Consider the following 25,801-nt stretch of genomic DNA (forward strand, 5'->3'; position numbering starts at 1 on the left):
CTTCGAGTAGTGGTGTACTGGCTCTGCGTCAGCCCCCGGAATCGTATGATCCTCGGGGGCTTTGTCGTGTTCGAGGGTACGGTCAACCCCGCGCAGACCCCGCATACTCACAAACGCTCTTGACCTCCATGCCGACGCGGAGGTCATTCTCGGCGACGTTCTCGACCTTCACGCCGGCGCGAGGTGATTCTCGATGCCGGGGTCGAGGCGTTTCGGAGGATTATTCCCCGCCGCCAGTAAGGGGGGCGGTTGTGTGCCTGACGGCGGGGACATTCCAGACGCTACACGTCTTTGTCCCCCAAATGGGGGACAAGGCTTTCTTTTCTGAGAGAACGCAGCGATGAGCCGGTGGCAGTAACCGCCGCGCGCGACAGCGCGAATCCCCGGTCTCGCACGGTCGGTCGAGGTGCAGGGCGAGGAACGCGCGAGCGTCAGGACGTCTTCTCGTCGCCGTCCTGACGACCCCGTGCCTCCGGCGCCCGCACTTCGGGGGAGCCCCTGTCGATGAGAGACGGGCGGGCATCGTCCGTCACTCCACCCGGAGCACTGCGGCCCTCCGTCGCGTCCTCGATCACTCGTCGAGCGACATCCGACAGCTTCTGCTGAGTGCTTCGAGCGCGTTCACGCAGCTGGTGGAAGGCGGCATCCATATCGATGTGATGAACGTGCGACAGGATCCCCTTCGCTTGTTCGATGACGATCCGACTGTCCAGCGCACGTTGCAGCTGCCGACGCGCGAGGTCGGCTTCGCGAAACGCCCTCTCGTGCAGAATGCCGATGGTGGCGATGTCCGCCAGTCCGCGAGCCGCCAACGCGTCATCGGCGCTCAACGCTGCGGCGTGATCGCCGAAGAGGTTCAGGGAGCCGATGACCTCGTCACGGAGCCTCAACGGGATCGCGTGCATCCATCGATACCCGAGTTCGCCGGCTGCGCGAGCGAACCGCGGCCACCGCTCCTGGATGCCGGCGATGTCGACGACGGTGACCGGCTCTCCCGAGTGGTACGCGTCTACGCACGGCCCCTGGTCTTCACTCAACTGCAGAAGGCTGATGAGCTGACTTCGCTCGCTGGTCGACGCCACTACCTCGAGGTTTCCGTCGGCATCCGGGATCAGGATGCCGACTCCCGCCACGTTCAGGGTCTGGGCGCACCGGGTGACCAGTCGGTGCAGAAGGTCGACGACGTCGTAGCCGCTGACCATCGTGTCGGCGAGTTCGACGAACGTATCGACCAGTTCTCTCTCTCGCGTCGTCTTCGTCATACCGGAAATGTACTTTCCTTTGCTCCGCAGTCAGACCGAAAAATCGATGTCACGTCGGATGATGGCCTCCGCGACGTCGGGAATCGACGTGCCCGTGGAAAAAGCGTGGGCGCGTATCACGACAAGCGCATCGGTCGAGGGCACCCGCAACTGTGCCATCACCATCCCCGTCGCTTGATGAATGAATCGCCCTGGCAGACCCTGCGGGCTGGGAGGAAAATTCAGTTCGGTGAGAATCCGATCGACGACGCGAACGGCAGCGACACCCGCCATCGCCCAGGCATTCTCGACCTGCCGCGTATTCAAGGCGTGCGCGGTCGTCGCATAGAGATCGACAACCCCCACATCTATTGCTCCCACCGTCATCGGGAACGCGTACACGGCTCGAATCCGGTGAGCATGAGCCGCGGTCAGAAGAGCGGACCACGCAGCGGGGTGAGCGTGCTCCACGTCAGGGAGGAGCGTCGGAACTCGCGCCGTCTTCGCCTGCCAGCCGGGCCCGAATCCCAGATCGAGCTGTGTCTGCTCGAGTTCGGTGGCGACATCGTCGCTCGCGCAGACAATGCCCAACTCGAACGGATCGCTCAGCGTCGAGATGGCCACGTGCTGGACGGGAAGAGTCGACACGAACCACATGCACAGGGACGCAGACGAGGGTGCAGACGTCGACATGATGCTCCTGACCTGGGCAAACGGCAGGACCTAGGTCTCGGGAACGCCTCGATCTCACTGTACGGCCTCCCGCCCACTCCTTTGCGTCGACTTTCTGCGAGCGGTTCGACGCGGCCCTTGATCTTTCGGAGCCGGTCGCCGTATTGTGTGCGCAGTTGTCCCCAGTCCCCGGCCGACTTTCTTTTTCGCGCGGATCGGGGCACGTCGTGGGGCATTTGTTTTATGGTTCGGCTCGCGAGCCGATATTCCTCTCAGATCTTCCGCTTGCGTATCTGCAAGTCGTCGCGGTCGCGAAACTCCGTCGACGCGAGAAATTTCTGGCCTCGTGGTGTCACCCCCGCGATACCGCGGGGGACCATTCCTCTCTCTGGTTTCACCCCTCGATACCGTTGATGTTCGTCATCGGCGCGGCGCGGGAGATCCGCCTCGATCCGGCGATACTGGACCGACTGATGGCGGACGCCGCCTCGCCGACCGGTCTCACCCTCGACCGCGTGAATCCGATCGCGACACCGACGGCCGCCCCGTTCGTCACGGCGTCATCGGGATCGCGTTGAGGTGCTCGATCAGCCGGCTGGGCGGTGCCGCCGTTGCAGGGTGGCGCGTCGAGGAGCCCGGCCATTACGTGCTCGTCATGGATGAGCGCGTTCTCGGACACGTCGTCGATACGCCCGATGGCGATTTCATCTCCTTCGACGCGACGGCGACACCGATCGGACGACACCACACGCTCGCCGGCGCCCAGGCGCGCACGGTCGAGGCGAGCGGTGCACGTCGCAGCTCCCCGGCGACGTTCTCGCGCAACCTCCTCGCCGTCGGGGGTTCGTCTCTGCTGGTGCTTCTCGCTCTCACCGGCATGGTCTTCCTGCGATGACGTCCTGTGCTCAGTGAATCTGCCCGGAGGGCAGCGCGCTCGCGCGAGCCGCGCCGTTTCGCGATAGCGCAACCCCGGTCTCGAACGCCGACGACGGGCCTAGGTTTCGGGGTATGTCCCACACCATCGAACGGCTGCACATCAGCGTTGAGGGTGTCACGCATGCGCTTGCGCCCCTCGAGACGGTCGGCAATCTGAAACGGGATATCACCGAAGTCGTTCGAGCCGGGGGAGGGTTCGTCGACGTGTCCGTCGACGGAGGCCAGCGGCTCAGCATCTTCTTCAGCTCCACGACCCCGGTGACGATCTCGGCGAAGACGGTGCGGGTGGATGCCGACATCATCGACGCGACCCGTCCGACTGCGCATGTGGGCGACATCGATCCGTACGCCAGCGGCTACGTGGACCTCATCTAACGCAGCAGGCCGACCCTGTCGACGCACTTCGACCCCGGTATCCGCCGGCGGGAGACGTTCCGGCAAGACGGCGCGCCGCGTGCGGGCCGGGTCGGGATCCGCCCTGTGGTCCGTTTGCACCTCTCGCAACGTCATGTGATCTGCTCGAAGCCTGTCCATCGCAGCTCACTCCGAGAGGTCCCCCATGCGCCCGTTCCCCGTCCCGCCCCGTCAGGTCCTGATCGGCGACGCCGCGGCGTTCGTCGGCATCACTCCCCGGGCGATCCGGCACTACCACCAGGTCGATCTGCTGCCGGAGCGCGAGCGGGGCGCCGACGGTCGCCGCCGATACGGGTACGAAGACGTCATCCGGCTGCTCTGGATCCGGCGGATGACCGACGCCGGAATCGCCCTCCACGACATCCGCGACGCGTTCGCCGACGCGGCGCCGGGCGAGGACGGCGGTGACGAGGCGGTCGAGAGCGTCCTCGCACGCCTGGACGGGGCCCTTGCCGCGCAAGAAGCCGAGTTGCGGCGGAAGAGGGCTGCGGTGCAGCGGATGCGCACGCGCGGCAGCCGGCGTGGGCTGCTCGACGACATCGTCTCGCGCCGCCTCGAGGGCGCTCCCGAGGGCTCGCTCCGCCAAGACGACCTCGACGTGCTGCTGGTCACCGAGCGGATCTTCGGTCCGCTCGGCGCCGCCGTTCAGGCGGGCCGTTTCGTCGCCCTGGCCTTGCACCCCGATCTGCGCGCCGAGTCCGACCGCGTCTCTGCCGCCGAGGAGGCGCTCGACGACCTGGTCGCCGTCGATGACCCCCGGGTGGCGCAGATCGCCGCCGAGCGGCACGCTTTCGAGACCGCGCTGATGCGCGTCATCGAAGAGTCCGGCCAGTTCGAGGAAGACGATGCCCTCTTCGAGGCCTGGGACGAGTCGCACCCGCCCGAGGGTGTCGACACGGTGCCCGACCCTCACCCCGCGAGGCAGGCGCGCGCGCAGAGCGCGGCCGACATCATCTGGGCGATGCCCTACGACTTCTCTCCGGCACGCCTCCGCTGCATGGAACTGGCGGCGCGCCTCGGGTCGTCGGAGGTGCCGGTTCCTTGACGCGAACGGTCACTCGTCCGCGGCGCTGTACTTCGTTGCGCGGGCGCGCCGTTGCCGGCCCTTCTCTGCCCACACGGCTGCGCCCTGTATCTCGGTCGTGAGCGCGTCGCACATCGTCGAGGTCCGCTCATCGCGGCAGAAACCGGCCACCTCGCCGCACACCTTCGCCAGGGTTTCGACGTCGTCACCCGCGGCGGCTCTCAGCTCGTCGATGACCGATCGGGGTTCGCGAGTGAGCAGATTTCGAGTGATCATCTCGACGAGCTGACGTTCCAACGGCGTCGACGAGGGCGGGGAAGGGTCGATCATCTGCGTACTCCTCTTCGGCCCGGGCCGGTCGTGAACTCACGTCCGCCGCGAATGATCTGCATGCGGGTCCCGGAGAGGCAGTGGCGTGTGCGCCCCTGGGCTGACGGGATGCCCGTGTGGGCGCGGCCATGCGCCAGACTGCGTTTCGTGGCCTGTGTATCGAGAGTGCCCTTCGACGTGCGTTCCACCTGAAGAGCGTGGTCGCCCGCTATGACGGCGTGAGGCGCCCGGTCAGGGAGGCGCACAGGTGCTTCGTCCGTTCGGCGAACGCAACCGCCCCTCGCACGTGCGTCCGGCGAGCGCGAGGTCGACGCCCCGATAAAGTGAGCCGCGTGAGCGCGACGGGCGACGGCGAGGGTGCGACGGGCGAGTTCGTCCAGTCGCTGGCCCGCGGCCTGGAGGTGATCCGCACCTTCGACGCCGAGCACCCGGCCCTGACGCTCAGCGAGGTGGCGCGTCGGGCGGACCTCACCCGTGCGGCGGCCCGACGTTTCCTGCAGACGCTCGAGACCCTCGGGTACGTCCGCGCCGACGGTCGCGTCTTCTCGCTCACCCCGCGCGTGCTGGAGCTGGGTTTCAGCTACCTCTCGGCCCTGTCGCTGCCCGCTCTCGCCCAGCCGCACCTGGAACACCTGTCTCGCGAGGTCGGAGAGAGCGTCTCGGCCGCCGTGCTCGACGGCGCCGAGATCGTCTACGTCGCCCGCGTCCCCACCCGGCGGATCATGAGCGTCGGTATCACGATCGGGACGCGGTTTCCCGCGTACGCCACCAGCATGGGGCGCGTGCTGCTGGCGGCGATCCCCGCCGAGCGTGCGCGCGAGGTCGTCGCGGCGTCGCATCCCGAACGCCTCACCCCGCGCACCCGCACCGAGGTCGACGCGATCGTCGCCGAACTCGACACGGTTCGCACCCAGGGGTGGGCGCTCGTCGACGGAGAGCTCGAGGAGGGCTTGCGGTCGCTGGCCGCTCCGCTGCACGACCGCTCGGGAGCCGTGGTGGCGGCGGTGAACATCTCGGCGAGCGCCCGCGGCGACGCCGACGCATGGCGCGATGCCTGCCTGCCAGCCCTGCGCGCCGCCGCCGCCGAGATCGACGCGGACATCCGACTCGTCTGACCGGGCGCCGCTGTCCCGCGGCGCGACCGAGCGCGGGTCCGGATGCCATGGATTCGTGCGAGGTGCCGTGCTCGATCGACCCTTGTCGCCCGCGCGCGGCGGGAGTACAGTGTTCGCAAGACGTACGAGTGTGCGCCAGGCGAACAACGGGAGGTTCTCCGCATGATCGACAAAACCGTTCCCGACCTCGCGACCGCCGTCGCCGGCATCTCCGACGGTGCGACCGTGATGATCGGCGGTTTCGGTCGCGCAGGTCAACCCGTCGAACTGATCGACGCGCTCATCGCGCACGGCGCGAGCGACCTCACCGTCGTCAACAACAACGCCGGCAACGGCGACACGGGCCTGGCCGCGTTGCTCGCCGCGGGGCAGGTGCGCAAGATGATCTGCTCGTTCCCCCGCCAGAGCGATTCGTGGGTGTTCGACCGGCTCTACCGTGAGGGGAAGGTCGAGCTGGAGCTCGTGCCGCAGGGCAATCTCGCCGAGCGCATCCGCGCCGCGGGCGCCGGCATCGGCGGGTTCTTCACCCCCACCGGCTTCGGCACGCAGCTGGCTGAGGGCAAAGAGACGCGGCGCATCGGCGACCGCGACTACGTGCTCGAGTACCCCATCCACGCGGATGCCGCGCTGATCAGCGCCCGCGCCGCGGACCGGTGGGGCAACCTCGTCTACCGCGAGACGGCGCGCAACTTCGGACCGATCATGGCGGCGGCCGCCACCACGACCATCGTGCAGGTCGACGAGATCATCGAACTCGGCACCCTCGACCCCGAGACCGTCGTCACCCCGGGCCTCTACGTCGACCGCGTGGTCTCCGTGGGTGAGCGTCGGTGGCTCCGCGAGGGAGCTTTCGTCGGCGGCGTCGACATCGAGGGTCGGGCTCTGGCCGAAGAAGGGGCAGCACAGTGACCACCCGCATCTCCCGCACGGATCTCGCCGCGCGCGTGGCATCCGACATCCCCGAAGGCGCCGTGGTGAACCTCGGCATCGGGGCGCCCACCCTCGTGGCCGACTACCTGCCCGCGGGTCTCGAGATCGTGCTGCACACCGAGAACGGCATGCTCGGAATGGGCCCCGCGCCCGAGCGTGGACGCGTCGACCCCGACCTCATCAACGCGGGCAAGCAGCCCGTGACCGCCCTCGCGGGGGCGGCGTACTTCCACCACGCCGACTCGTTCGCGATGATGCGCGGCGGCCACCTCGACGTCTGCGTGCTCGGTGCCTTCCAGGTGTCGGCGGGGGGAGACCTCGCCAACTGGTCGACGGGTGAGCCCGGGGCGATCCCCGCGGTCGGCGGGGCGATGGATCTCGCCATCGGCGCGAAGGACGTCTTCGTGATGACCGACCTGCTCACCAAGTCCGGCGATCCCAAGCTCGTCGCCGCGTGCACCTATCCGCTCACCGGCGTGGGCTGCGTCTCGCGCGTCTACACCGACCACGGCGTCTTCGACGTCACCGCCGAGGGCTTCCGCGTACGGGAGCTCTTCGGCGACAACACGCACGCCGAGATCGAGACCCTGCTCGGTCTCACCCTCATCGAACAGGACGCCTGACATGCCCGCTTCGTTCGTCTACGACGCCGTGCGCACCCCCTTCGCGCGCCACGGCAAGGCCTTCGCCGACGTGCGCCCCGACGATCTCGCGGCGACCGTCATGGCATCCGTCGTCGAGCGCACGGGAATCGACCCGGCCCGCATCGAGGACATCGTCTTCGGCGACGCCAATCAGGCCGGCGAAGACAACCGCAACGTGGCGCGCTTCGGTGCGCTGCTCGCGGGCTTCCCCTCGTCGGTGCCCGGCACGACCATCAACCGCCTGTGCGGTTCGTCTCTGGATGCCGTGATCCAGGGCTCGCGCGCGATCGAGGCCGGCGATGCCGAGGTGATCCTCGCGGGCGGCGTCGAGTCGATGACCCGCGCGCCCTTCGTGGTCGAGAAGAGCCCGCGGCCCTTCCCCGCCGCGAATCAGACGATGTGGAACACCTCGATCGGCTGGCGCATGACCAACCCGCGCCTGCGCACGGACTGGACGATCTCGAACGGCGAGAGCGCCGAGAAGCTCGCCGAGATCTACGACATCTCGCGCCAGCAGCAGGACGCCTTCGCCGCCCGCAGCCACCGTCTCGCGGCGGCCGCCTGGGCCGAGGGGCGCTTCGACGACGAGATCGTGCAGGTCGAGGGTCACGCGCTCGCCCGCGACGAGGGCATCCGCGACGACTCCACCGCCGACGTGCTCGCCGGGCTCCGCCCGGCGTTCCAGAAGGACGGCACGGTGACGGCGGGCAACTCCTCGCCCATCAACGACGGCGCTTCGGCCGTGCTGTTGGGCGCGGAAGGGGCACTGGATGCCGAGCCCCTGGCGCGCATCGCGGGCCGCGCCGCGTTCGGCAACGATCCCGACGTCTTCGGCATCGCGCCCGTCGAAGCGGCCAACCGCGCGGTCGCCCGCGCGGGCCGCACGTGGGCCGACGTGACCTTCGTCGAGCTGAACGAGGCATTCGCGTCGCAGTCGCTCGCGTGCGCGAAGCTCTGGACCGAGCTCGACCCGGAGCTGCTCAACGAGACCGGCGGCGCGATCGCCATCGGGCACCCGCTCGGCGCTTCGGGCGGACGCCTCATCGCCCGCGCCGCCCACGAGCTGAAGCGCCGCGGCGGCGGTGTCGCGGTGACGGCGATCTGCATCGGCGTGGGTCAGGGCCTCGCGGTGGTACTGGAGCGGTAGGGCCGCGCGCCTCGCTCGGGGTCGAGGGCGGTTCAGCCCGTCATGACTCGTCGGCCCAGCGGTCCCGCGGGCGATCGTCGTCACCGCACGGGGAACCGGGCTCGGACCACTCCAACTGAAAACCGCACTCCCGGCATTCATCGGCCCCGCCGCCCTCTTCGAGCAGCGGATGCATCGTCACGCCGCACGAGGGGCAGATCGGCTGCGCGCCGTCGTCGTAGGGGTCTCTGTAGGTCATGACCGTTCCGCTCGTCACCGTGGGTCGCGGGCATCGCCCGGCGTCGAGGATCACAACCCCGTCGCCCTTCGGCTTGTTCCTCGTCCACCGGGGTGTCGGTGGTCGCCGCTACGGTCGTCACATGGACGACCTCCCCGCCGCGCGACTCGGCCTCGGTCTCGCCGCCGTCGGCCGCCCGGCCTACATCACCACCGGGCGCGACGACGACCTGGGCGACCCGGCCGACCGCTCCGTCGAGGCCCTGCAGCAGCGCGCGCACGCGCTGCTCGACGAGGCGTGGTCCCTCGGCATCCGCGTCGTCGATGCGGCGCGGTCGTACGGCTACGCCGAGCGGTTCCTCGGCGCGTGGCTCGCGCGGCATCCCGAGCGGCGTGCCGAGCTCACCGTCGGATCGAAGTGGGGATACGCCTACGTCGGCGGGTGGCGAATGGATGCCGCCGTGCACGAGCGCAAAGAGCACTCGGTCGCGATGTTCGACCGGCAGTGGCCCGAGACCCTCGAGGCACTGGGATCGGCCCCCGATCTGTACCTCGTCCACTCCGTGACGCCCGAGAGCCCGGCGCTGAGCGACGCCGTCCTGCTCGGCCGACTGCGCGGGCTGGCGGGCAGCGGCGTGCGCGTGGGGCTGTCGACGAGCGGTCCGCATCAGTCACGCGTCGTCGATGCGGCCAGGGATCTGCCCGATTCGCCGTTCTCGGCCGTGCAGGCCACGTGGAACCTGTTCGAGCAGTCGGCGGCTCCCGGCCTCGCGCGCGCCCACGATGCGGGATGGACCGTGGTGGTGAAGGAGGCCCTGGCCAACGGCGAGCTCGCGACGACTCCCGCCGACCCCGACCGCGTGGTGGCGGCATCCGGAGTCTCTCCCGATGCCTTCGCGCTCGGCGTGGCACGGGCACAGCCGTGGGCCGACATCGTGCTGAGCGGGGCGAGCACGCCGGAGCAGCTCCGCCGCGGCGTCGCCGCGCGCCCGGTCGTTATCGACGAGGCCACGCGCCGAAGATGGGCGGTCGAGCCCGACGAGTACTGGCGACGCCGGTCGGAGCGCCCCTGGCGCTGATCACGGCGTGCTCCGGTCGCTGCCCGGGGCGTCGGACGGCGAGGGCGCGGCGCGGGTCGTGCGCGGCGGAGGGCCGGGCTCAGTCGGCGTCGACGATCATGTTGGTGATGCGGGCCGTGGCGACGAGCCGATCGTCGTCGTCGGTAACGCGGATGTCGTACGTCGCGACCCGACGACCCCGGTGCGCGGGCGTGGCGACCGCGTGGAGGGAACCGGACCGCACCCCGCGGTGATGCGTGATGTTCAGGTCGACGCCGACGCACACCTTGCCCAGGGTGCTCGCGTGGATCATCGCGGCCCACGAGCCGACGGCCTCGGCCAGGGCGGCGGTGGCGCCCCCGTGCAGACGCCCGAGTGATTGGGTGTTGCCGCGGACGGGCATGTCGGCCGCCACCCGTTCCGCCGACTGCGCGGTGATCGTGATGCCGAGGCGCTCGTCGAGCGCGCCGGGGACGATGGTCCAGGGGGTCATCGTTGTCTCCTTCCGCGTCGCCCTTGCTCGGGTCGCGCACCTCTGACACTATTACTGAACGCTCGGTTGGTAATAGTGCTGATCGAGTCTTCCCGCCCCTGCCCCACAGAACGATGGAGTTCTCATGGCCTCGCAGACCGCCGCAACCGTCCCCGCCACCGGGTTGAAACGCGAGGAACGGCGCGTCCTCGCCGGCACCCTCGTGGGCACCTCGATCGAGTGGTACGACTTCTTCATCTACGCCCAGGCGGCGGGCCTCGTGCTCGCGCCCCTGTTCCTGGCGCCCCTCGCGCAGTCCGATCCCGGACTCGCGCAGGTGCTGTCGTGGGCGACGATCGGCATCTCGTTCCTCTTCCGCCCCCTCGGCGCCGTCGTCGCGGGCTACCTCGGCGACCGCCTGGGGCGCAAGAAGATGCTCGTGCTGACCCTCATCATGATGGGTGTGTCGACGGCCCTCATCGGAGTGCTGCCCACGTATGCGGCCATCGGCATCGGCGCCCCCATCCTGCTCATCCTGCTGCGTGTGCTGCAGGGCTTCTCGGCCGGTGGCGAGTGGGGCGGCGCGGCTCTGCTCTCGGTCGAGCACGCGCCGGTGAACCGTCGCGGCTACTTCGGCGCCTATCCGCAGATCGGCGTCCCGATCGGCATGATCCTCGCCACGGCCACCCTGTGGATCCTCACCTCGTCGATGTCGGCCGAAGCCTTCCTCGCCTGGGGTTGGCGCGTGCCGTTCCTCTTCTCGATCGTGCTGATCGTCGTGGGCTACGTCATCCGCCGCTCAGTCGAGGAGAGCCCCGTCTTCGAAGACCTCGTGCGTCGCCGCAAGGAATCGTCGGCCCCGCTCGGCCAGCTGTTCCGCAAGAACTGGCGCCAGGTCGCCCTGACAGCTTTCGTCTTCATCGGCAACAACGCCGCCGGCTACCTGCTGATCGCCTTCTTCGCGACCTACGCGGTCACGGCGCTCGGACTCGAACGCCCCACCGTCCTGTTGGCGACGACCCTGGCATCCTTCGGCTGGCTCGTCTTCACCCTGTGGGGCGGCCGGCTCTCGGACCGCCTCGGACGCGTGCGCACCTTCCAGATCGGCTACCTGATCCTCGCGGTCTGGGCGGTGCCGATGTGGTTCCTCATCGACACCGGGAACATCGTCTGGTACTTCGTCGCCCTGTTCGTCATGACGCTCGGCCTCGGCCTGTCGTACGGTCCCCAGGCGGCGCTGTACGCCGAGATGTTCCCCGCGAACGTGCGGTACTCGGGCGTCTCGATCGGGTACGCCCTGGGGGCGATCATGGGCGGCGCCTTCGCCCCGATGATCGCCGAGGCGCTGTTGCGCTCCACCGGAGCGTCGTGGACCATCGGCCTCTACATCGCGGTGGCGGCCCTCGTCTCGCTCGCCGCGGTCTCGCTCATCAAAGAGACCAAGGGCGTCGACCTGCGGGCCTGACCCCGGATGCCGATCGAGGGGCCTCGCGCGCGGCGCGGGGCCCCTCCGGCGTGCGGTCTCAGTCCGTGCGCAGGCCGTCGAGGGCGATGCGCACGATGTCGGCGCCGAGACGGTCGCCGTCGACGCTCCCGCCGGGTCGGTACCACTCGACGACCGAGTTGATCATGCCGAACAGCAGTCGGGCGGCGACCGCGGCATCGACGTCGTCGCGCACCCCGCCCTCGGCTTGCGCGGCGGCGACGAGATCGGTGACGCGGTGGTCGAAGACGCGGCGGCGCTCGAGAGCGGCCCGCTCGACGTCGCCGTTGCCGCGCACCCGCAGCAGCAGGGTGACCGCGGGCAACTGCGCGACCAGCACGTCGGTGGCCCCCGTCAGAACGAAGCGCAGGCGATCGGATGCCGCGCCCTCGCGGGCGCCGGGCTGCTCGAGTACGGCCTCCAGCGCACCGAGAGCGGCGTCGAGGGCGACCGCCAAAAGCTCCTGCTTCGACGAGAAGTGGTGGTACAGCGCCGATTTCGTCAGGCCCAGGCGGCGTGCGATGTCGGCGACGCTCGTGGCGTCGTACCCCTGCTCGTTGAACAGCTGCACGGCGACGGCGAGAAGACCCTCGCGGTCGTAACCCGGGCGGCCGCGACGCGCGGGGGCGTCGGTGGACGCGGGGGTCGTCACGGGCTCGGCAGCGGTCACGGTTTCAGTGTGTCACTCCAGCAGGGCGGGGGAGTCCGCGTGCAGCAGGGCGCGAGCGGCGTTTCCGATCACGGCGCTGTAGGTGGGATAGGCGAAACGCACGCCCGCGAGGGTGGCGACGTCGATCCCCGCCGCCATCGCGGTCGTGACCGACTGGATGACCTCGACGGCGTTCTCGCCCACCGCGTGCGCACCCAGGATCAGCTCACGACGACGGTCGGCGATCAGCATGAGGAAGCCGCGCTCGCGGTCGTCGATCACCGCGCGGTCGAGGTCGGCGAAGTCCACGGTCGCCACGACGCACGCGGGGTCGCGATCGCGCACCTGCTCCTCGGTGAGACCGACGCCGGCGTAGTCGGGGTCGGTGAACCCGCCCGCCGGCAACAGGTGGTGAGGGGTACGCCGGTTGGCGCCGAGCACGGCGTTCTCGGCCGCGGCCTCGCCCTCGAACTGCGCCGCCTGCACGAGCATGTCGCGGCCGTTGGCGTCGCCGACGGCGAGGATGTGCGGCACGATCGTGCGGAAGTACCGGTCCACCGGGATCGCCGAGCGCTCGATGTCGACGCCGGCGTTCTCGAGCCCGAGGTCTTCCACGTCGGCCGGCCAGCCGGTGGCCATGATGACGACGTCGACCTCCAGCGAGTGCGATCCGTCGGCTTCGCGCCAGGTGAGCGCGAGGGACCCCTGGTCGGTGCGGTCGATCCGCTCGACCGTGTCGATCCCCGTTCGCACGTCGACGCCGTGGTCGGTGAGCGAGGCCGCGATGGCCTCGGAGATGCGCGCATCCGAGGCGACCAGCACGCGCGGAGCGACGTCGAGCAGCGTGACGTCCGAGCCGAAGGATCGGAACACCGTCACCAGCTGCGCTCCGGTGTTGCCGGCGCCGATGACGGCGACCCGGCGGGGGAGCTCGGCGAGCGAGAGCACGTCTTCCGGTACCGTGGCCAGCTCCGCGCCGGGGATCGGCAGTCGACGGGAGTGCCCGCCGACGCACACGAGGATGTTCTCGGCGCGGATGCGGCGACCGCTGTCGAGCACGAGCGTGTGCTCGTCGGCGAAGCGCGCGCGCCCCTCGTGCACGAGGTCGACACCGGCGGCGGCGAAGCGTTCGGCCTCGCGTTTGATGGAGCGCACGGCATCCACCCGCTCGTGCACGCGCGCCACCACGGCGGGCCAATCCACGCGCGGCTCATCGATGACGATGCCGTAGTCGTCGGCCGCGCGCGTCTCGCGCATGAGCCGCGCGGCCTTGGCGAGCACGCGGGTGGGGACGCACCCGGTGTTGACGCACGTGCCGCCCACGCGCCCGGCCTCGAGCACGACGACCGAGGCGCCCAGTTCGGCCGCACGCAGCGCCGCCGCGGTTCCCGCGGGACCGGCGCCGATCACGGCGATGTCGTAAGAGTCGGGCTCGTGGTCCACGGCATCCCCCGTCGGTGAGTGAGAGCACCAGTCAAGTGCGATCGACCCGGACGACGGTGGGGGTTGCGCGCGGGCTCAGAACCTTTCGTACAGATCGGTGGCGGTCAGGCCCGTTCCGCCGATCGCGCGCACGCCCGGAGCCGGGTGCAGTTCGAACGTCTCGCCGTCATGCAGCAGGACGGCGGTGTAGTCGCCACGGGTGTCGAGCTTGACCTCGAAGCGGCCGGTGTCCATGAGCCGCAGGGTGACCACCGCGCCGCTCCGGGCGAGGAAGTTCACTTCTTTCTCGTGCGCCGTCGGAAGGGGGATGATCGGCTCGTCGGCGTCCATGGTGCGAGTCTGACACGCGCCCGCCGGGCGGGGGCCAGACTCGCGCAGTCCCAGACCGTCGTGCTCACGTGGCCGCTGTCGGGCGGCGGCATCCCACCCTCCGGTGCGCTGCGCCGCCGTTCCCCCGGCCGCCGGCGACGCCCCCTCGAGGCGCCGCGCGGCGGTCGACCCGCCTCAGCGGTGGTCGCGCCAGGAGTGCTGCGGGTCGTACCCGAGCAGTCGCCGGGCCTTGTCGATCGACAGCAGCGTCGTGTTCTCGCCCAGGTCGCCGCGCGTTTCGACGCCGGGGAAGACCTCGTCGACGAGTTCGCCGTTGGGGCGGGTCATGACGGTGTCGGCCGCGGCGATGATGAACGTGTCGAAGCCGGCGGGCGCGTTCTCGAGCGCGCGCTGCACGGCCTGTGCGCCGTCGCGGGCGTCGATGTACCCCCACAGGTTCCACTTGCGGGTGCGGGCGTCGGCGTCGAAGGGGAACTCGGCGTAGTCGTCGGGGACCATGACGTTCGAGAACCGCAGCGCGGTGATCGAGAGCTCGGGGTGCCACCGCACGAGCTCGGTCGCCAGGTGCTCTTCGAGCGTCTTGACCAGCGAGTACACCGACTCGGGACGCGCCGGGTACTGCTCGTCGACGGGGATGTAGGGCGGCGGAACATCGAAGGGGAGTCCCAGCACGGTCTCGCTGGAGGCGTAGACGATCCTCTGGATGCCGAGCCGCAAGGCCGCCCAGAACACGTTGAACGTGCTCGTCATGTTGTTGTGGAACGTCGCGATGTCGGAGCGGATGCCGGGGGCGGGGATCGCGCCGAGGTGCACGAGCGCATCGAAGCCGTCGTGCTGGTCGTTCACCCCCGCGAGGGCGTCGATGACCTGGCCGTAGTCGGTCAGCTCGACCTGCACGAAGCCGGGACCGCGCTCGCCGCGCACGTCGAGACCGATGACCTCGTGGCCGGCGGCACGCAGTTCACGGGCGACGACGGTACCGAGTTTTCCGGATGAACCGGTGAGGGCGATGCGCATGGGGATCCTTCGTATCGGGAGACGGTGTCGCCCAAGGTAACGGCATCCGCCGACATCGACACGGGGGTGGCCGAGACGCGCGACGATGCGTAGGGCCCGCGAGCGATGCGCTCGCGGGCCCGTGGTGGCGTCAGTTGACGCGCGCCTCTTCCTGCTCGTCCTCGTCGTCGCCGGGGATGAACACGTCGACGACGGTCACGTTGACCTCGACCGCCTTCATGCCGACGATCTCGGTGATGGCCTGCTGCACGGCAGAACGCACGTTCGCGGCCACGCGCTGGATGCGCTCGGGGTAGTCGACCTGGATGGAGATGTCGGCGGCGACCTCGGTCTCGCCCACCTCGACGCTCACTCCCTGCGCGTAGTCCTTCGCGCCGACGGCCTGGCGGATGTTGCCGATGACACGGGCAGCGCCACCGCCGAGGGCGTGGACGCCCGGAACCTGCGCCGCGGCGATGCCGGCGACCTTGGCGACGACGGGGTCGACGATGACGGTGGTACCGCCGTCGCGGCGGGCGTCGGTGCGGGTGGCGGGCGTGGGGGTGTCGGTGCTTGCCATGAGGAACATCCTTTCGTCAAGATCACGGACCGAATCGGGTCCGGGGTGTTTCGCTATGGGGACGCGCTCGGTTCGGGAAACGTCACGAACATGAGGCTGAAAGTCTGCTGACAGGAACCGCGATGCCCTCTTTGTCTTCCGCCTCCGACGCGTTCCTCGCGTCACGCGCGGCCGACGGCGACCAGCTCGCCTTCGGGGTTCTCGTGCGTCGCCATGCGCCCTTCCTCGTCGCGTTCGCGACGCGCCTGACGCGCTCCCGGGCCGACGCCGACGATTGCGTGCAGGAAGCACTGATCACCGCATGGCGGCGCCTGCCCGACCTCACCGAGCCCGAGAAGGTGCGTAGCTGGCTGACCACGATCGTGTCGCGCAAGGTGACCGACCGCATGCGTTCACGCAAGATCTCGGAGCAGATCGACGAAGAGATGGTGTCGGCGGCAGACGACCCGGAGCGCGCAGTTGTGGCATCGTCGCAGATGGACGCGCTGAAGAAGGTGCTGGCGGATCTACCCGAAGAACTGCGCGTCGTGTGGGTGCTGCGCGAGATCGGCGGCCACAGTTACGACGAGATCGCCATCGAGGTGGGGCAGCCCGCGGCAACCGTGCGCGGCCGACTCGCCCGGGCGCGCAAGACCGTGTTGGACCGCATGCAGGAGTGGAGGTGACCGGATGAACGAGCACAGCGACGACATCGGGGGTTCGGGCTATTCGCTCGAGGACCTCTCCGCGTACCTGGATCGCGGCCGAGTGCCGCGGATCAACGCCATCGAACGGAACGCGGAGTGCCAGGCCATCCTGGCCTCCATGCAGCGCATGGGGCAGCTCTCGCGCGCGATCGTCGACGAGCAGGCCGCGGAACCGCTCGCGGAGTCCTGGTACGACGGCATCATGCGCGAGGTGATGCGGGAGTTCCGCGCCGGCCGCGACATCCCTCTGGCGCAGTCCGACGAGGGCGTCGAACTGGTGGTCACCGAGGGCGCGATCTACGAGCTCATCCGCTCGGTGGGCGACGGCATCGAGGGGCTCCTGGTGGGCCGCGTGCGTCTCGACCACGTCGAGCCCGGGGCGCCTCTCGACGTGCGGGTCACCGTGAGCGTGCGGTTCGGACGCGCGATGACCGAGGCCGTCGACGAGATGCGCGACGGCATCCGCTCGGCCATCGAACGGCACGGCGACCTGCGGGTCGGTCGTGTGGACGTCACCGTCGGCGACGTGCACCTCGACGAGGGAGAAGACGAATGACCGGGATCTCCGCCGCGGAACTCGCGCCGCGCATCGACCTCGCCGTCACGGCCGTCGAGGGCGTGCGGGAGAGCTATTCCGCACGTCCCGTGGTGACGCGGGCCTACGAGCACGTCGCCGACGTCGAGGGGTCTCTCGCCGAGGTCGAACAGGCCGGTGGGGCCCGGGCCATCACCGTCTGCGTCGGCGTCTCCGCCGACGACGACGCCGGAGCCGTGGCATCCGCCGTCGCGATCGCGGCGCGGGGGGCCGCGCGCGACGAGGTGCCCTCGACCGTCCGCGTGCGCGTCGCGCGACTCGTGGCGCCCGCTTCGTAGGACGTTCGCGGCCGCGTGTCGGCGGAGCGGCCTACGCTGGGGGGACCGCTCACACCTCCCGGAGGCCGTATGTCCACGCCGCCCCTCATCGCCGTCACCGGATCCACCGGAGCCGTGGGAGGTCGCGTCGCCCGCGACCTCGCCGCCCGCGGGATCCCGCAACGTCTGCTGGTGCGCGACGCCTCGCGCGCCCCCGCCCTGGCGGGCGCCGAGGTGCACGTGGCCCGGTATTCCGATGCGGATGCCGCCCGCGCGGCGCTGCAGGGCGTCGAAACGCTCTTCATGGTCTCGGCCTCCGAGACCGCCGACCGGGTCGAGCACCACCGCACCTTCGTTGAGGCCGCCGCGGCCGCGGGGGTCGGCTCGATCGTCTACACCTCGTTCTTCGCCGCCGCTCCCGACGCCGTGTTCACCCTCGGGCGGGACCACGCGGCGACCGAAGACATCATCCGCGCCTCCGGCATGCGGTGGACGTTCCTGCGCGACAACTTCTACATGGACATGATGGAGCTCTTCGCCGGCGACGACGGGGTCATCCGGGGTCCCGCGGGCGAGGGGCGATGCTCGCTCGTCTCGCGCGCCGACGTCGCGGCCACCGCGGTGTCGGTGCTGCTCGATCCCGCCGCCCACGCCGATGTCTCGTACGACCTGACCGGCCCCGAGGCGCTGACGATGGCCGAGGTGGCCGAGAAGATCTCGGCGGTCCGCGGGCACCCGGTGCGCTTCGTCGACGAGACGATCGACGAGGCGTACGCCTCGCGAGCCGCGTTCGGTGCGCCCCGCTGGCAGGTCGATGCCTGGGTGAGCACGTACACCTCGATCGCCGGCGGCGACCAGGCCGGGGTGTCCGGCGATGTCGAGCGGGTCACCGGCCGGCCGGCGCAGAGTTTCGAGGAGTTCCTCGGCGCCGTCTCCTGACGACGTGCGGGTCGGCTATGCTGGCCGCGTGCTGACCTGTCGCTGTTGTCGCTGAACGCCCTCGCGTTCTCTTTTCGACGACCCCGTCAGCCGCGCCCCCGGGCGCATCGACCCACCAGGACCCCACCGTGCGTTACGCCCAGAGCGTCGCCGACCTCGTCGGCAACACCCCCCTCGTCCGTCTGACCCGCGTCACCGAGGGCATCGCCGCCACCGTGCTGGCGAAGATCGAGTACTTCAATCCCGGCGGTTCGGCGAAAGACCGCATCGCCGCGAACATCGTCGACGCCGCCGAGCGCGACGGCTCGCTCCGCCCGGGCGGGGTGATCGTCGAACCGACCAGCGGCAACACCGGGGTCGGCCTGGCACTGGTCGCCCAGCAGCGCGGGTATCGCTGCGTGTTCGTGGTTCCCGACAAGGTCGCCGAAGACAAGCGCGCCGTGCTGCGGGCGTACGGCGCCGAGGTCGTGGTCACTCCCACGAACGTCGAGCCGGAGGACCCCCGCTCCTACTACAGCGTCTCCGACCGCCTGGTCCGCGAGATCCCGGGCGCCTTCAAGCCCAACCAGTACGGCAACCCGAACGGCCCGCGCAGCCACTACGAGACCACCGGTCCCGAGATCTGGCGCGACACCGACGGGCAGCTGACCCACTTCGTCGCCGGAGTCGGCACGGGCGGCACGATCAGCGGGTCGGGTCGGTACCTGCGCGAGGTCGCCGGCGACGGCGTGCGGATCGTCGGGGTTGACCCGGTGGGCTCGATCTACTCGGGCGGCGACATCCACGGCTACGACGTCGAGGGGGTCGGCGAGGACTTCTGGCCGACGGCCTTCGACCCCACCCTGGTCGACGCGTACGAGCGCGTCTCCGACGCCGAGTCGTTCGCGATGACGCGGCGCCTCGCCCGAGAAGAGGGACTTCTCGTCGGCGGCTCCAGCGGCATGGCCGTCGTCGGCGCCCTCCGCGTCGCGCGCGATCTCCCCGCCGATGCCGTGGTCGTCGTGATCCTCCCCGACCACGGACGCGGGTATCTCAGCAAGATCTTCGACGACGACTGGATGATCGAGCGCGGTTACGACGTTGCACCCGTGGCATCCCTTCTTCCGACCCCCACCGAGGAGCACTCCGCATGAGCACCCACGACGCCGCCCGCGGCTTCGACAGTCTCGCCGTCCACGCGGGCCAGGCGCCCGACGAGACCACGGGAGCGGTTATCCCGCCCCTCCACGTCTCGACCACTTTCGCCCAGGACGGCATCGGCGGACTCCGCGGCGGCTACGAGTACGGCCGCAGCGGCAACCCCACGCGCACGGCGCTCGAGACGCAGATCGCCGCCCTCGAGGGCGCGACCCGGGCCCTGTCGTTCGCCTCGGGTCTCGCCGGCGAAGACGCCCTGCTGCGCGCGGCCCTCGTGCCCGGCGACGAGGTGCTGCTCGGCAACGACGTCTACGGCGGCACGTACCGGCTGCTCGCCCGCGTGCTCGGGCCGTGGGGCGTGAAGCTGCGCGTGGTCGACATGAGCGACCTGGATGCCGTGGCGGCAGCGATCGAGGAACGCGCGCCGCGCATGGTCTGGGTCGAGACCCCCAGCAACCCGATGCTGCGCATCACCGACATCGCGGGTCTCGCCCGCCTCGGCCACGCGGCCGGCGCGCTCGTCGTCGTCGACAACACCTTCGCCTCGCCCGCGCTGCAGCGCCCGCTCTCGCTCGGCGCCGACGTCGTGGTGCACTCCGCGACCAAGTACCTCGGCGGGCACAGCGACGTCGTGGGCGGGGCCCTCGCCTTCGCCGATGCCGCCCTGGCCGAGAAGGTGCAGTTCCTGCAGTTCGCCGCCGGCGCGGTCTCGGGCCCGTTCGACGCGTACCTGACCACCCGCGGCATCAAGACCCTCGCCGTGCGTATGCAGCGTCACAGCTCCAACGCGCAGGCGGTGGCCGAGCACCTCGCCGGCCACGACCGCGTCGCGAAGGTGTACTACCCCGGACTCCCGTCGCACCCCGGGCACGAGCTCGCGGCGCGGCAGATGAGCGGCTTCGGGGGCATCGTGTCACTGGCCCTGGCCGACGGTGCGGCTGCTCGCCGCTTCGCCGAGTCCACGCGTCTGTTCACGCTCGCGGAGTCGCTGGGCGGGGTCGAGTCGCTGGTGAACTACCCGGATGCCATGACCCACGCCTCGGTGCGCGGAACCGAACTCGCCGTGCCCGACACGATCGTGCGGTTGTCGGTCGGCATCGAGTCGGTCGAGGACCTCGTGGCCGACGTGGATCGAGCGCTCGCCGCGCTCTGACCCCTGTGCGGTGCGTGAGGTGCCCATGTACGTCGTCGAAGCGACGAACATGGGCACCTCACGCGCGTGGGTGGCGGGGTCAGCGCTCGGCGCGGGCGAGGTTCTGCGTCAGCTTCTCTGCGGTCTGGCGCACGACGTACGCCGGCTGGTCGCGCTCGACGCGCCAGCTCTCGCTGAGCGGTCCGACGTTGACGGTGTCGAAGCCGAACTCGTCGTAGATGCGGGTCACGAGCGCGACCGCCTCGTCGGAGTCACCCGAGGTGGCGAGGGCGCGGCGCCCCTCGGTGCCGGCGGGGGAGCCGTCGGTGAGGATGTCGGCCGCGCGGATGTGGTTGAACGCCTTCACGACGGTCGACTGGGGAAGGTGCTCCTGAAGCATCTGCGAGGTCGTCGTCTGCTTGTCGTCGAGAGCCGCGATGTGGCCGTCGCGCTCGAAGTAGTAGTTGTTGGTGTCGAGCACGGTCTTGCCGGCCAGGGGAGCGACGGGCACGTCGGTGTACGCCTTCAGCGGGACGGTCACCACGACGATGTCGCCGGCCTCGGCCGCTTCCTGGGCGGTCGCGGCGCGCGCGCGGTCGCCGACGGTGGCGACGAGGTCGGTGAGGGTCTCGGGACCGCGCGAGTTGGCGATGACGACGTCGTAGCCGTTCTTCGCGAAGCCCTTCGCGAGGGCCGAGCCGATGTGTCCTGCTCCGATGATTCCTACTGTTGTCATGCACATCGGCAACGGGTCGACCGCCGAGCGCATTCCCGGACGGGGATCGCCTGACCATCAGCGGACTAAATAATTAGCAGTTCTAGATATTCGTGTCAACCGGTCGTCGTGCCGACATGCGGCCCAATAACGTCCTTCTTGTCGCACCCTCGCGAAAGAGGTCGCCGGCCGGTGTTCGGGTCACCGTCCTGCTGGACCTGCGAGGGCGACGGCCCCCGGTGGACGCGGCTTCGGACCACCGGGGGCCGCTTTCTTTCCCGGTGACGGTCGTCGGCGACCTACCCATGAGGTGGAAGACTGGTGCGTCGGCGAGGGTCCCCTCCCTCCCGTCCCGTTCGAGGAGCCGCATCCGTGACCACCGCCACGCGCCCACCGCACACCGCCCGTTTCTTCGCCGTGTGCATCGGGGTCGGTCTTCTCGCGGGCCTCATGTCGGGCCTGTTCGGTGTCGGCGGCGGCACGGTCATCGTGCCCCTGCTCGTGCTGCTGCTCGGCTTCGACCAACGCCTCGCCGCCGGCACTTCTCTCGCGGCCATCGTGCCGACCGCTTCGGTCGGCGTGATCACCTACGCGGTCGACGGGCACGTCGCGTGGCTGCCGGCGCTGATCCTCGCCGCGGGCGCCGTGGTCGGTGCGCAGATCGGCACGTGGCTCCTGCCGAAGCTGTCGCAGACGGCTCTGCGATGGTCGTTCGTGGTGTTCCTCCTCGCCGTGATCGTCAGCCTGTACTTCGTCATCCCCTCGCGCGACGCCGAGCTGGTGCTCACCTGGGTCACCGGGCCCGGGCTCGTCGTCCTGGGTGTGGTCACCGGCATCCTGGCCGGACTGCTCGGGGTGGGGGGCGGCATCATCGTCGTCCCCGCGCTGTTGCTGCTGTTCGGCACGAGCGACCTGATCGCGAAGGGCACCTCGCTGCTCATGATGATCCCGACCGCGATCTCGGGCACCGTCGGCAACCTGCGCCGTCGCAACGTCGATCTCGTCGCCGCCGTGTGCGTCGGTGCCGCCGCGTGCGCGACGACCGCCGTGGGGGCGCAGATCGCGAAGGCCGTCGACCCCTTCGTCGCCAACGTGCTGTTCTCGATCTTCCTCGTCTTCATCGCCTCGCAGATCGCGGTCAAGGCCGTGCGCGGGCGTCACCAGCGCTGAGCTCGATCGACCGCTCCGAGCGGGACGTTCGCCGAGCGCAGCCGACGCCCCGCCGTAGACTTGCCCCGTGCCCGTGAACCCCGAACTCGTCGGTCGAGCCTTCGCGCCGACCGCTCCCTATCTGGTCGGCCGTGAGAAGGTGCGCGAGTTCGCGCGTGCCGTTTTCGCCGACGCCCCGCAGCACTCCGACCCCGACGCCGCGCGCGCGCTCGGCTACGCCGACGTGGTCGCGCCGCCGACGTTCGCGATGGTCGTGCAGGACCTCACTCTCCAGCAGCTGCTCGGCGACCCCGACTCCGGCATCGAGCTGTCGCGCCTCGTGCACGCGGAACAGCGATTCCGCTACACGCGCCCGATCGTCGCGGGCGACGAGCTCGTCGCGACGCTGTCGGTCACCGGCATCCGTTCGATGGGGGGCAACGCCATGATCACCAGCGAGGCCGAGATCGTGGATGCCGCGGGCGCTCACGTGGTGACCACGACCAGCATCCTTCTCGCCGGGGAGGCCGGAGCATGAGCGGCTTCACCGTCGGCGAGGTCGTCGCCGAACGCTCGGTCCACCTCACGCGCGAGTCGCTCGTGCGCTACGCGGGGGCGTCGGGCGACTTCAACCCCATCCACTACCGAGACGATGTCGCCACCGCCGTCGGGCTCCCGGGCGTGCTCGCGCACGGCATGCTCACGATGGGGATCGCCGTCGGCACGCTCGCCGAGGCTCTGGGCGACAGCGGACGCATCGCCGACTACGGCGTGCGCTTCACGCGTCCCGTCGTCGTCGACCCCGAGACCGGCGCCGACCTGCACATCAGCGCCAAGGTGGGCGCCGTCGACGACGAGATCGCCCGCATCGACCTCACCGTGACGTTCGCCGAGACCACCGTGCTCGGCAAGGCGCAGGTGCGGGTGCGGGTGTCCTGATGCCCGACGTCGTTCCGATCCCCCTGTCGCAGCTCACGACGCTGCGCACCGGCGGTGCCCCCGCCCGCATGATCGAGGCGACCACCGCAGAAGAGCTCATCGCCAGCCTGCGTGCGGTGTGGGCCGATCGTGAGGCGTGGTTCGTGATCGGCGGCGGGTCGAACCTGTTCGTCGGCGACGACGCGTTCGAGGGCACCGTCATCCGCGTGCGCACCACCGGCGTCGAGGAGCTCCCCGGTTCGGGTCCCGACACGGTGCGCGTGCGCGTGCAGGCGGGCCATGACTGGGACGCGCTGGTCGCCGAGACCGTGGAGCGGGGTCTCGCGGGCATCGAGGCGATGTCGGGCATCCCCGGCACGGTCGGTGCCGCCCCCGTGCAGAACATCGGTGCCTACGGTCAGGAGATCGTGCAGACCCTCGTCGAGGTCGAGCTGATCGACGAGGCGACGGGTGAGGTGTCGGTCGTTCCCGCGTCCGAGCTGGAGCTCGGTTTTCGCACCTCGGTGCTGAAGCAGCACTACGGGTCGGTGCCGGATCGTTCCGCGGTGATCCTGTCGGTGACCCTCGAGCTCGAGCGCGTCGGCGACGGCGAGCGACCGATCACCGGTGAGCAGTTGCGCAACGCCCTGGGGCTCGAGGAGCGCGACGCGGTGTCGTTGCGCTGGATCCGCGATCACGTGCTCGCGACCCGTGCTCGCAAGGGCATGGTGCTCGACGCCGAAGACCCCGACACCTGGAGCGCGGGCTCGTTCTTCCAGAATGCGATCGTGTCGCAGTCCTTCGCGCGGACGCTCCCCGCGGCGTGCCCCCGGTGGCCGATGACCCCGGTGCTCGACCCGGTGACCGTGATCCCGCTCGCCGCGTTCGACGGCATCCTGCCCCCGCCGCCCGTGGAGCGGCACGAGGTCAAGGTGAGCGCGGCGTGGCTGATCGAGAACGCAGGTCTCGGCCGCGGGTTCCGCTTCCCGCGCTCGCGCGCCGGCCTGTCGACCAAGCACACGCTGGCGCTCACGAACCGTGGCGAGGCGACGGCCGCCGAGATCGCGGAGCTCGCCCGTTTCGTGCAGGGCCGCGTGCAGTCCGAGTTCGGACTGCTGCTGCAGCCCGAGCCGGTGCTGGTGAACGTCGAGCTGTAGCCGGCTCGGTGGCGCGAGGTCGGTATCGGCTGGCCCCGGGGTGAGTGACGGAGGGAGGAGCGGGGACGAGGGGAGGACGGATCGCGCGGTGCGATCCTCCGCCGGTCCCTGCTCCTCCGCTCGTCACGCCCGACGGCGCGCGGACGTCAGGAGAACAGGCGCTGGAGGCGCTGGACGCCCTCGAGCAGCTGCTCGTCGCCGAGCGCGTACGACAGGCGCAGGTAGCCGCTGGGGCCGAAGGCCTCGCCGGGCACCACGGCCACCTCGGCCTGCTCGAGGATGAGGTCGGCCAGCTCGAGCGAGGTGGTCGGGGTGACCCCGCCCCACTCGCGGTTCAGCAGTCCCTGCACGTCGGGGTAGACGTAGAACGCGCCGAGCGGGTTGGGCACCTCGACGCCGTCGATTTTCGACAGCTCCGACACGATCAGCCGACGACGACGGTCGAACGCCGCGCGGAACTGCTCGACCTCGTCCTGAGGACCGTTGAGGGCCGCGGCGGCCGCGCGCTGGGCGACGTTGTTGACGTTGCTCGACAGGTGCGACTGCAGGTTGGCGGCGAGCTTGATGGCATCGGCCGGTCCGACCATCCAGCCCACGCGCCACCCGGTCATGGCATAGGTCTTGGCGACGCCGTTGAGCATGATCGTCTGCTCGGCGAGCTCGGGCACGGCCTCGACGATCGAGACCGCGCGGACGCCCTCGTACGTGAGGTTCTGGTAGATCTCGTCGGTGATCACCCAGATGCCGTGCTCGAGAGCCCAGCGGCCGATCTCGGCGGTCTCTTCGGGCGTGTAGACCGAACCGGTCGGGTTCGACGGCGACACGAAGACGAGCACCGTCGTCTTGTCGGTGCGGGCGGCCTCGAGCTGGGCGACCGTGACCTTGTAGTCCTGGTCGGCTCCGGCGAACACCTCGACGGGCGTGCCGTCGGCCAGCGCGATGGCCTCGGGGTACGTGGTCCAGTACGGCGCGGGCAGCAGCACCTCGTCGCCGGGGTTCACCACGGTCTGAAACGCCTGGTACACGGCCTGCTTGCCGCCGTTGGTCACGACGACCTGCGTGGGGGCGACCTGCAGCCCCGAGTCGCGCAGCGTCTTGGCCGCGATGGCCTCGCGCAGCACCGGGAGCCCGGCGGCGGGGGTGTAGCGGTAGTTCGCGGGGTTCTGCAGCGCCTCGGCCGCGGCATCGACGATGAACGAGGGGGTGGCGAAGTCGGGCTCGCCCGCGGCATACGAGATGACCGGTCGGCCGGCGGCCTGGAGGGCCTTGGCCTTCGCGTCGACCTTGAGGGTCGCGGACTCGGCGATGGCGGACAGCTTGCGAGAGAGCGGGGCGCGGGAAGTCACGGTCCGAGCCTACTGTTCGCGCCCGCGCCCGACGAGAGGTGTGACGGCCCGCGAAGGTCGTCTCCGCCGGGAGCGGGGCCGCATCGCCGG

The 25,801-nt window shown here is 70.2% G+C and carries 32 protein-coding genes; 20 read left to right on the forward strand and 12 right to left on the reverse strand.

Annotation, left to right across the window (positions count from 1 at the left end):
- Positions 1-431 precede the first annotated feature (431 nt).
- Together IFU40_RS12125 and IFU40_RS17225 are read right to left on the reverse strand one after the other, a co-directional pair.
- Positions 432-1,262: a GAF and ANTAR domain-containing protein gene (locus IFU40_RS12125; RefSeq protein ID WP_191926495.1), complete on the reverse strand. Its 831-nt coding sequence runs from the start codon at positions 1,260-1,262 to the stop codon at positions 432-434.
- 30 nt (positions 1,263-1,292) lie between these two features.
- Positions 1,293-1,865, reverse strand: coding sequence for a GAF and ANTAR domain-containing protein (locus IFU40_RS17225; RefSeq protein ID WP_181015931.1), 573 nt, complete (start codon positions 1,863-1,865; stop codon positions 1,293-1,295).
- A gap of 275 nt (positions 1,866-2,140) precedes the next feature.
- Between IFU40_RS17225 and IFU40_RS12135 the strand changes: the two genes are divergently transcribed.
- The 4 genes from IFU40_RS12135 (at position 2,141) to IFU40_RS12150 (ending at position 4,308) form a co-directional block, all read left to right on the forward strand.
- Positions 2,141-2,491 carry a DUF7882 family protein gene (locus IFU40_RS12135; protein WP_156784890.1) on the forward strand — a complete coding sequence of 117 codons (351 nt, stop codon included), beginning with the start codon at positions 2,141-2,143 and terminating at the stop codon, positions 2,489-2,491.
- Between the two features lie 77 nt (positions 2,492-2,568).
- Positions 2,569-2,808, forward strand: a complete 240-nt coding sequence (locus tag IFU40_RS12140; RefSeq protein WP_156784891.1) for a hypothetical protein — start codon at positions 2,569-2,571, stop codon at positions 2,806-2,808.
- Between the two features lie 113 nt (positions 2,809-2,921).
- Complete coding sequence (locus IFU40_RS12145) at positions 2,922-3,224, forward strand: hypothetical protein (protein WP_055838980.1); 303 nt, start codon at positions 2,922-2,924, stop codon at positions 3,222-3,224.
- Positions 3,225-3,408: 184 nt separating this feature from the next.
- Positions 3,409-4,308 (forward strand): helix-turn-helix domain-containing protein, encoded by a 900-nt coding sequence (locus IFU40_RS12150; protein ID WP_191926496.1) that lies wholly within the window; start codon positions 3,409-3,411, stop codon positions 4,306-4,308.
- Between the two features lie 9 nt (positions 4,309-4,317).
- Here IFU40_RS12150 and IFU40_RS12155 read toward each other — a convergent pair whose 3' ends face one another.
- The gene (locus tag IFU40_RS12155) at positions 4,318-4,617 is read right to left on the reverse strand and encodes a hypothetical protein (RefSeq protein WP_191926497.1); all 300 of its coding nucleotides are present in this window, start codon (positions 4,615-4,617) and stop codon (positions 4,318-4,320) included.
- Between the two features lie 332 nt (positions 4,618-4,949).
- Here IFU40_RS12155 and IFU40_RS12160 point away from each other — a divergent pair, with 332 nt between their 5' ends.
- From IFU40_RS12160 to IFU40_RS12175, 4 genes are all read left to right on the forward strand, one after another.
- Positions 4,950-5,732, forward strand: a complete 783-nt coding sequence (locus IFU40_RS12160; RefSeq protein ID WP_191926498.1) for an IclR family transcriptional regulator domain-containing protein — start codon at positions 4,950-4,952, stop codon at positions 5,730-5,732.
- A 162-nt stretch (positions 5,733-5,894) separates the two neighbouring features.
- Complete coding sequence (locus IFU40_RS12165) at positions 5,895-6,641, forward strand: 3-oxoacid CoA-transferase subunit A (RefSeq protein WP_191926499.1); 747 nt, start codon at positions 5,895-5,897, stop codon at positions 6,639-6,641.
- Positions 6,638-7,285, forward strand: a complete 648-nt coding sequence (locus IFU40_RS12170; RefSeq protein ID WP_070409381.1) for a 3-oxoacid CoA-transferase subunit B — start codon at positions 6,638-6,640, stop codon at positions 7,283-7,285. Before IFU40_RS12165 ends, IFU40_RS12170 begins: the two co-directional genes overlap by 4 nt.
- Position 7,286: 1 nt before the next feature.
- A complete protein-coding gene (locus IFU40_RS12175; protein ID WP_191926500.1) occupies positions 7,287-8,453 on the forward strand; it encodes a thiolase family protein in 1,167 nt (388 codons plus the stop codon).
- A gap of 40 nt (positions 8,454-8,493) precedes the next feature.
- On the opposite strand, the gene IFU40_RS12180 is transcribed toward IFU40_RS12175, so the two are convergent.
- Entirely contained in the window at positions 8,494-8,691 is a 198-nt protein-coding gene (locus IFU40_RS12180) for a zf-TFIIB domain-containing protein (protein ID WP_191926501.1), read from the reverse strand.
- A gap of 121 nt (positions 8,692-8,812) precedes the next feature.
- Here IFU40_RS12180 and IFU40_RS12185 point away from each other — a divergent pair, with 121 nt between their 5' ends.
- The gene (locus IFU40_RS12185; RefSeq protein WP_191926502.1) at positions 8,813-9,748 is read left to right on the forward strand and encodes an aldo/keto reductase; all 936 of its coding nucleotides are present in this window, start codon (positions 8,813-8,815) and stop codon (positions 9,746-9,748) included.
- A gap of 79 nt (positions 9,749-9,827) precedes the next feature.
- Here the strand turns inward: IFU40_RS12185 and IFU40_RS12190 are convergent, their stop codons facing one another.
- Positions 9,828-10,220 carry a PaaI family thioesterase gene (locus IFU40_RS12190; RefSeq protein WP_070409384.1) on the reverse strand — a complete coding sequence of 131 codons (393 nt, stop codon included), beginning with the start codon at positions 10,218-10,220 and terminating at the stop codon, positions 9,828-9,830.
- Between the two features lie 124 nt (positions 10,221-10,344).
- On the opposite strand from IFU40_RS12190, the gene IFU40_RS12195 reads away from it, so the two are divergent.
- Positions 10,345-11,664: an MFS transporter gene (locus IFU40_RS12195; RefSeq protein ID WP_070409385.1), complete on the forward strand. Its 1,320-nt coding sequence runs from the start codon at positions 10,345-10,347 to the stop codon at positions 11,662-11,664.
- A 58-nt stretch (positions 11,665-11,722) separates the two neighbouring features.
- Here the strand turns inward: IFU40_RS12195 and IFU40_RS12200 are convergent, their stop codons facing one another.
- From IFU40_RS12200 to IFU40_RS12220, 5 genes are all read right to left on the reverse strand, one after another.
- Positions 11,723-12,352 (reverse strand): TetR/AcrR family transcriptional regulator, encoded by a 630-nt coding sequence (locus IFU40_RS12200; protein ID WP_055938683.1) that lies wholly within the window; start codon positions 12,350-12,352, stop codon positions 11,723-11,725.
- Between the two features lie 12 nt (positions 12,353-12,364).
- Positions 12,365-13,774, reverse strand: a complete 1,410-nt coding sequence (locus tag IFU40_RS17090) for a dihydrolipoyl dehydrogenase family protein (protein WP_342343522.1) — start codon at positions 13,772-13,774, stop codon at positions 12,365-12,367.
- Between the two features lie 75 nt (positions 13,775-13,849).
- Positions 13,850-14,104 carry a hypothetical protein gene (locus IFU40_RS12210; RefSeq protein WP_055938680.1) on the reverse strand — a complete coding sequence of 85 codons (255 nt, stop codon included), beginning with the start codon at positions 14,102-14,104 and terminating at the stop codon, positions 13,850-13,852.
- Positions 14,105-14,278: 174 nt separating this feature from the next.
- The gene (locus IFU40_RS12215; protein ID WP_191926503.1) at positions 14,279-15,121 is read right to left on the reverse strand and encodes an NAD-dependent epimerase/dehydratase family protein; all 843 of its coding nucleotides are present in this window, start codon (positions 15,119-15,121) and stop codon (positions 14,279-14,281) included.
- Between the two features lie 130 nt (positions 15,122-15,251).
- Positions 15,252-15,680 (reverse strand): Asp23/Gls24 family envelope stress response protein, encoded by a 429-nt coding sequence (locus IFU40_RS12220; protein WP_055838946.1) that lies wholly within the window; start codon positions 15,678-15,680, stop codon positions 15,252-15,254.
- A gap of 122 nt (positions 15,681-15,802) precedes the next feature.
- On the opposite strand from IFU40_RS12220, the gene IFU40_RS12225 reads away from it, so the two are divergent.
- From IFU40_RS12225 to IFU40_RS12250, 6 genes are all read left to right on the forward strand, one after another.
- Positions 15,803-16,345: an RNA polymerase sigma factor gene (locus IFU40_RS12225; RefSeq protein WP_191926504.1), complete on the forward strand. Its 543-nt coding sequence runs from the start codon at positions 15,803-15,805 to the stop codon at positions 16,343-16,345.
- A 4-nt stretch (positions 16,346-16,349) separates the two neighbouring features.
- Positions 16,350-16,922, forward strand: coding sequence for a hypothetical protein (locus IFU40_RS12230; protein ID WP_070409390.1), 573 nt, complete (start codon positions 16,350-16,352; stop codon positions 16,920-16,922).
- A complete protein-coding gene (locus IFU40_RS12235; RefSeq protein ID WP_055838936.1) occupies positions 16,919-17,239 on the forward strand; it encodes a hypothetical protein in 321 nt (106 codons plus the stop codon). The genes IFU40_RS12230 and IFU40_RS12235 overlap by 4 nt, the downstream gene beginning before the upstream one ends.
- Before the next feature lie 69 nt (positions 17,240-17,308).
- Positions 17,309-18,157, forward strand: a complete 849-nt coding sequence (locus IFU40_RS12240) for an SDR family oxidoreductase (RefSeq protein WP_191926505.1) — start codon at positions 17,309-17,311, stop codon at positions 18,155-18,157.
- A gap of 128 nt (positions 18,158-18,285) precedes the next feature.
- Complete coding sequence (locus IFU40_RS12245) at positions 18,286-19,290, forward strand: pyridoxal-phosphate dependent enzyme (protein ID WP_191926506.1); 1,005 nt, start codon at positions 18,286-18,288, stop codon at positions 19,288-19,290.
- Positions 19,287-20,447, forward strand: a complete 1,161-nt coding sequence (locus tag IFU40_RS12250) for a cystathionine gamma-synthase (RefSeq protein WP_191926507.1) — start codon at positions 19,287-19,289, stop codon at positions 20,445-20,447. Before IFU40_RS12245 ends, IFU40_RS12250 begins: the two co-directional genes overlap by 4 nt.
- Positions 20,448-20,526: 79 nt before the next feature.
- Here the strand turns inward: IFU40_RS12250 and IFU40_RS12255 are convergent, their stop codons facing one another.
- Entirely contained in the window at positions 20,527-21,162 is a 636-nt protein-coding gene (locus tag IFU40_RS12255; protein ID WP_191926508.1) for an NADPH-dependent F420 reductase, read from the reverse strand.
- A 351-nt stretch (positions 21,163-21,513) separates the two neighbouring features.
- Here IFU40_RS12255 and IFU40_RS12260 point away from each other — a divergent pair, with 351 nt between their 5' ends.
- The 4 genes from IFU40_RS12260 (at position 21,514) to IFU40_RS12275 (ending at position 24,365) form a co-directional block, all read left to right on the forward strand.
- Positions 21,514-22,311 (forward strand): sulfite exporter TauE/SafE family protein, encoded by a 798-nt coding sequence (locus IFU40_RS12260; RefSeq protein WP_055838922.1) that lies wholly within the window; start codon positions 21,514-21,516, stop codon positions 22,309-22,311.
- Between the two features lie 67 nt (positions 22,312-22,378).
- Positions 22,379-22,828: an FAS1-like dehydratase domain-containing protein gene (locus IFU40_RS12265; RefSeq protein WP_055838919.1), complete on the forward strand. Its 450-nt coding sequence runs from the start codon at positions 22,379-22,381 to the stop codon at positions 22,826-22,828.
- On the forward strand, positions 22,825-23,229 hold the full coding sequence (locus IFU40_RS12270; protein ID WP_191926509.1) for a MaoC/PaaZ C-terminal domain-containing protein: 405 nt from the start codon (positions 22,825-22,827) through the stop codon (positions 23,227-23,229). Before IFU40_RS12265 ends, IFU40_RS12270 begins: the two co-directional genes overlap by 4 nt.
- Positions 23,229-24,365 (forward strand): UDP-N-acetylmuramate dehydrogenase, encoded by a 1,137-nt coding sequence (locus IFU40_RS12275; RefSeq protein ID WP_191926510.1) that lies wholly within the window; start codon positions 23,229-23,231, stop codon positions 24,363-24,365. Before IFU40_RS12270 ends, IFU40_RS12275 begins: the two co-directional genes overlap by 1 nt.
- A 146-nt stretch (positions 24,366-24,511) precedes the next feature.
- Here IFU40_RS12275 and IFU40_RS12280 read toward each other — a convergent pair whose 3' ends face one another.
- Positions 24,512-25,711: an aminotransferase class I/II-fold pyridoxal phosphate-dependent enzyme gene (locus IFU40_RS12280; protein WP_191926511.1), complete on the reverse strand. Its 1,200-nt coding sequence runs from the start codon at positions 25,709-25,711 to the stop codon at positions 24,512-24,514.
- Between the last annotated feature and the right edge of the window lie 90 nt (positions 25,712-25,801).

The organism is Microbacterium sp. CFBP 13617, assembly GCF_014839445.1.
Taxonomy (GTDB): Bacteria; Actinomycetota; Actinomycetes; order Actinomycetales; family Microbacteriaceae; genus Microbacterium.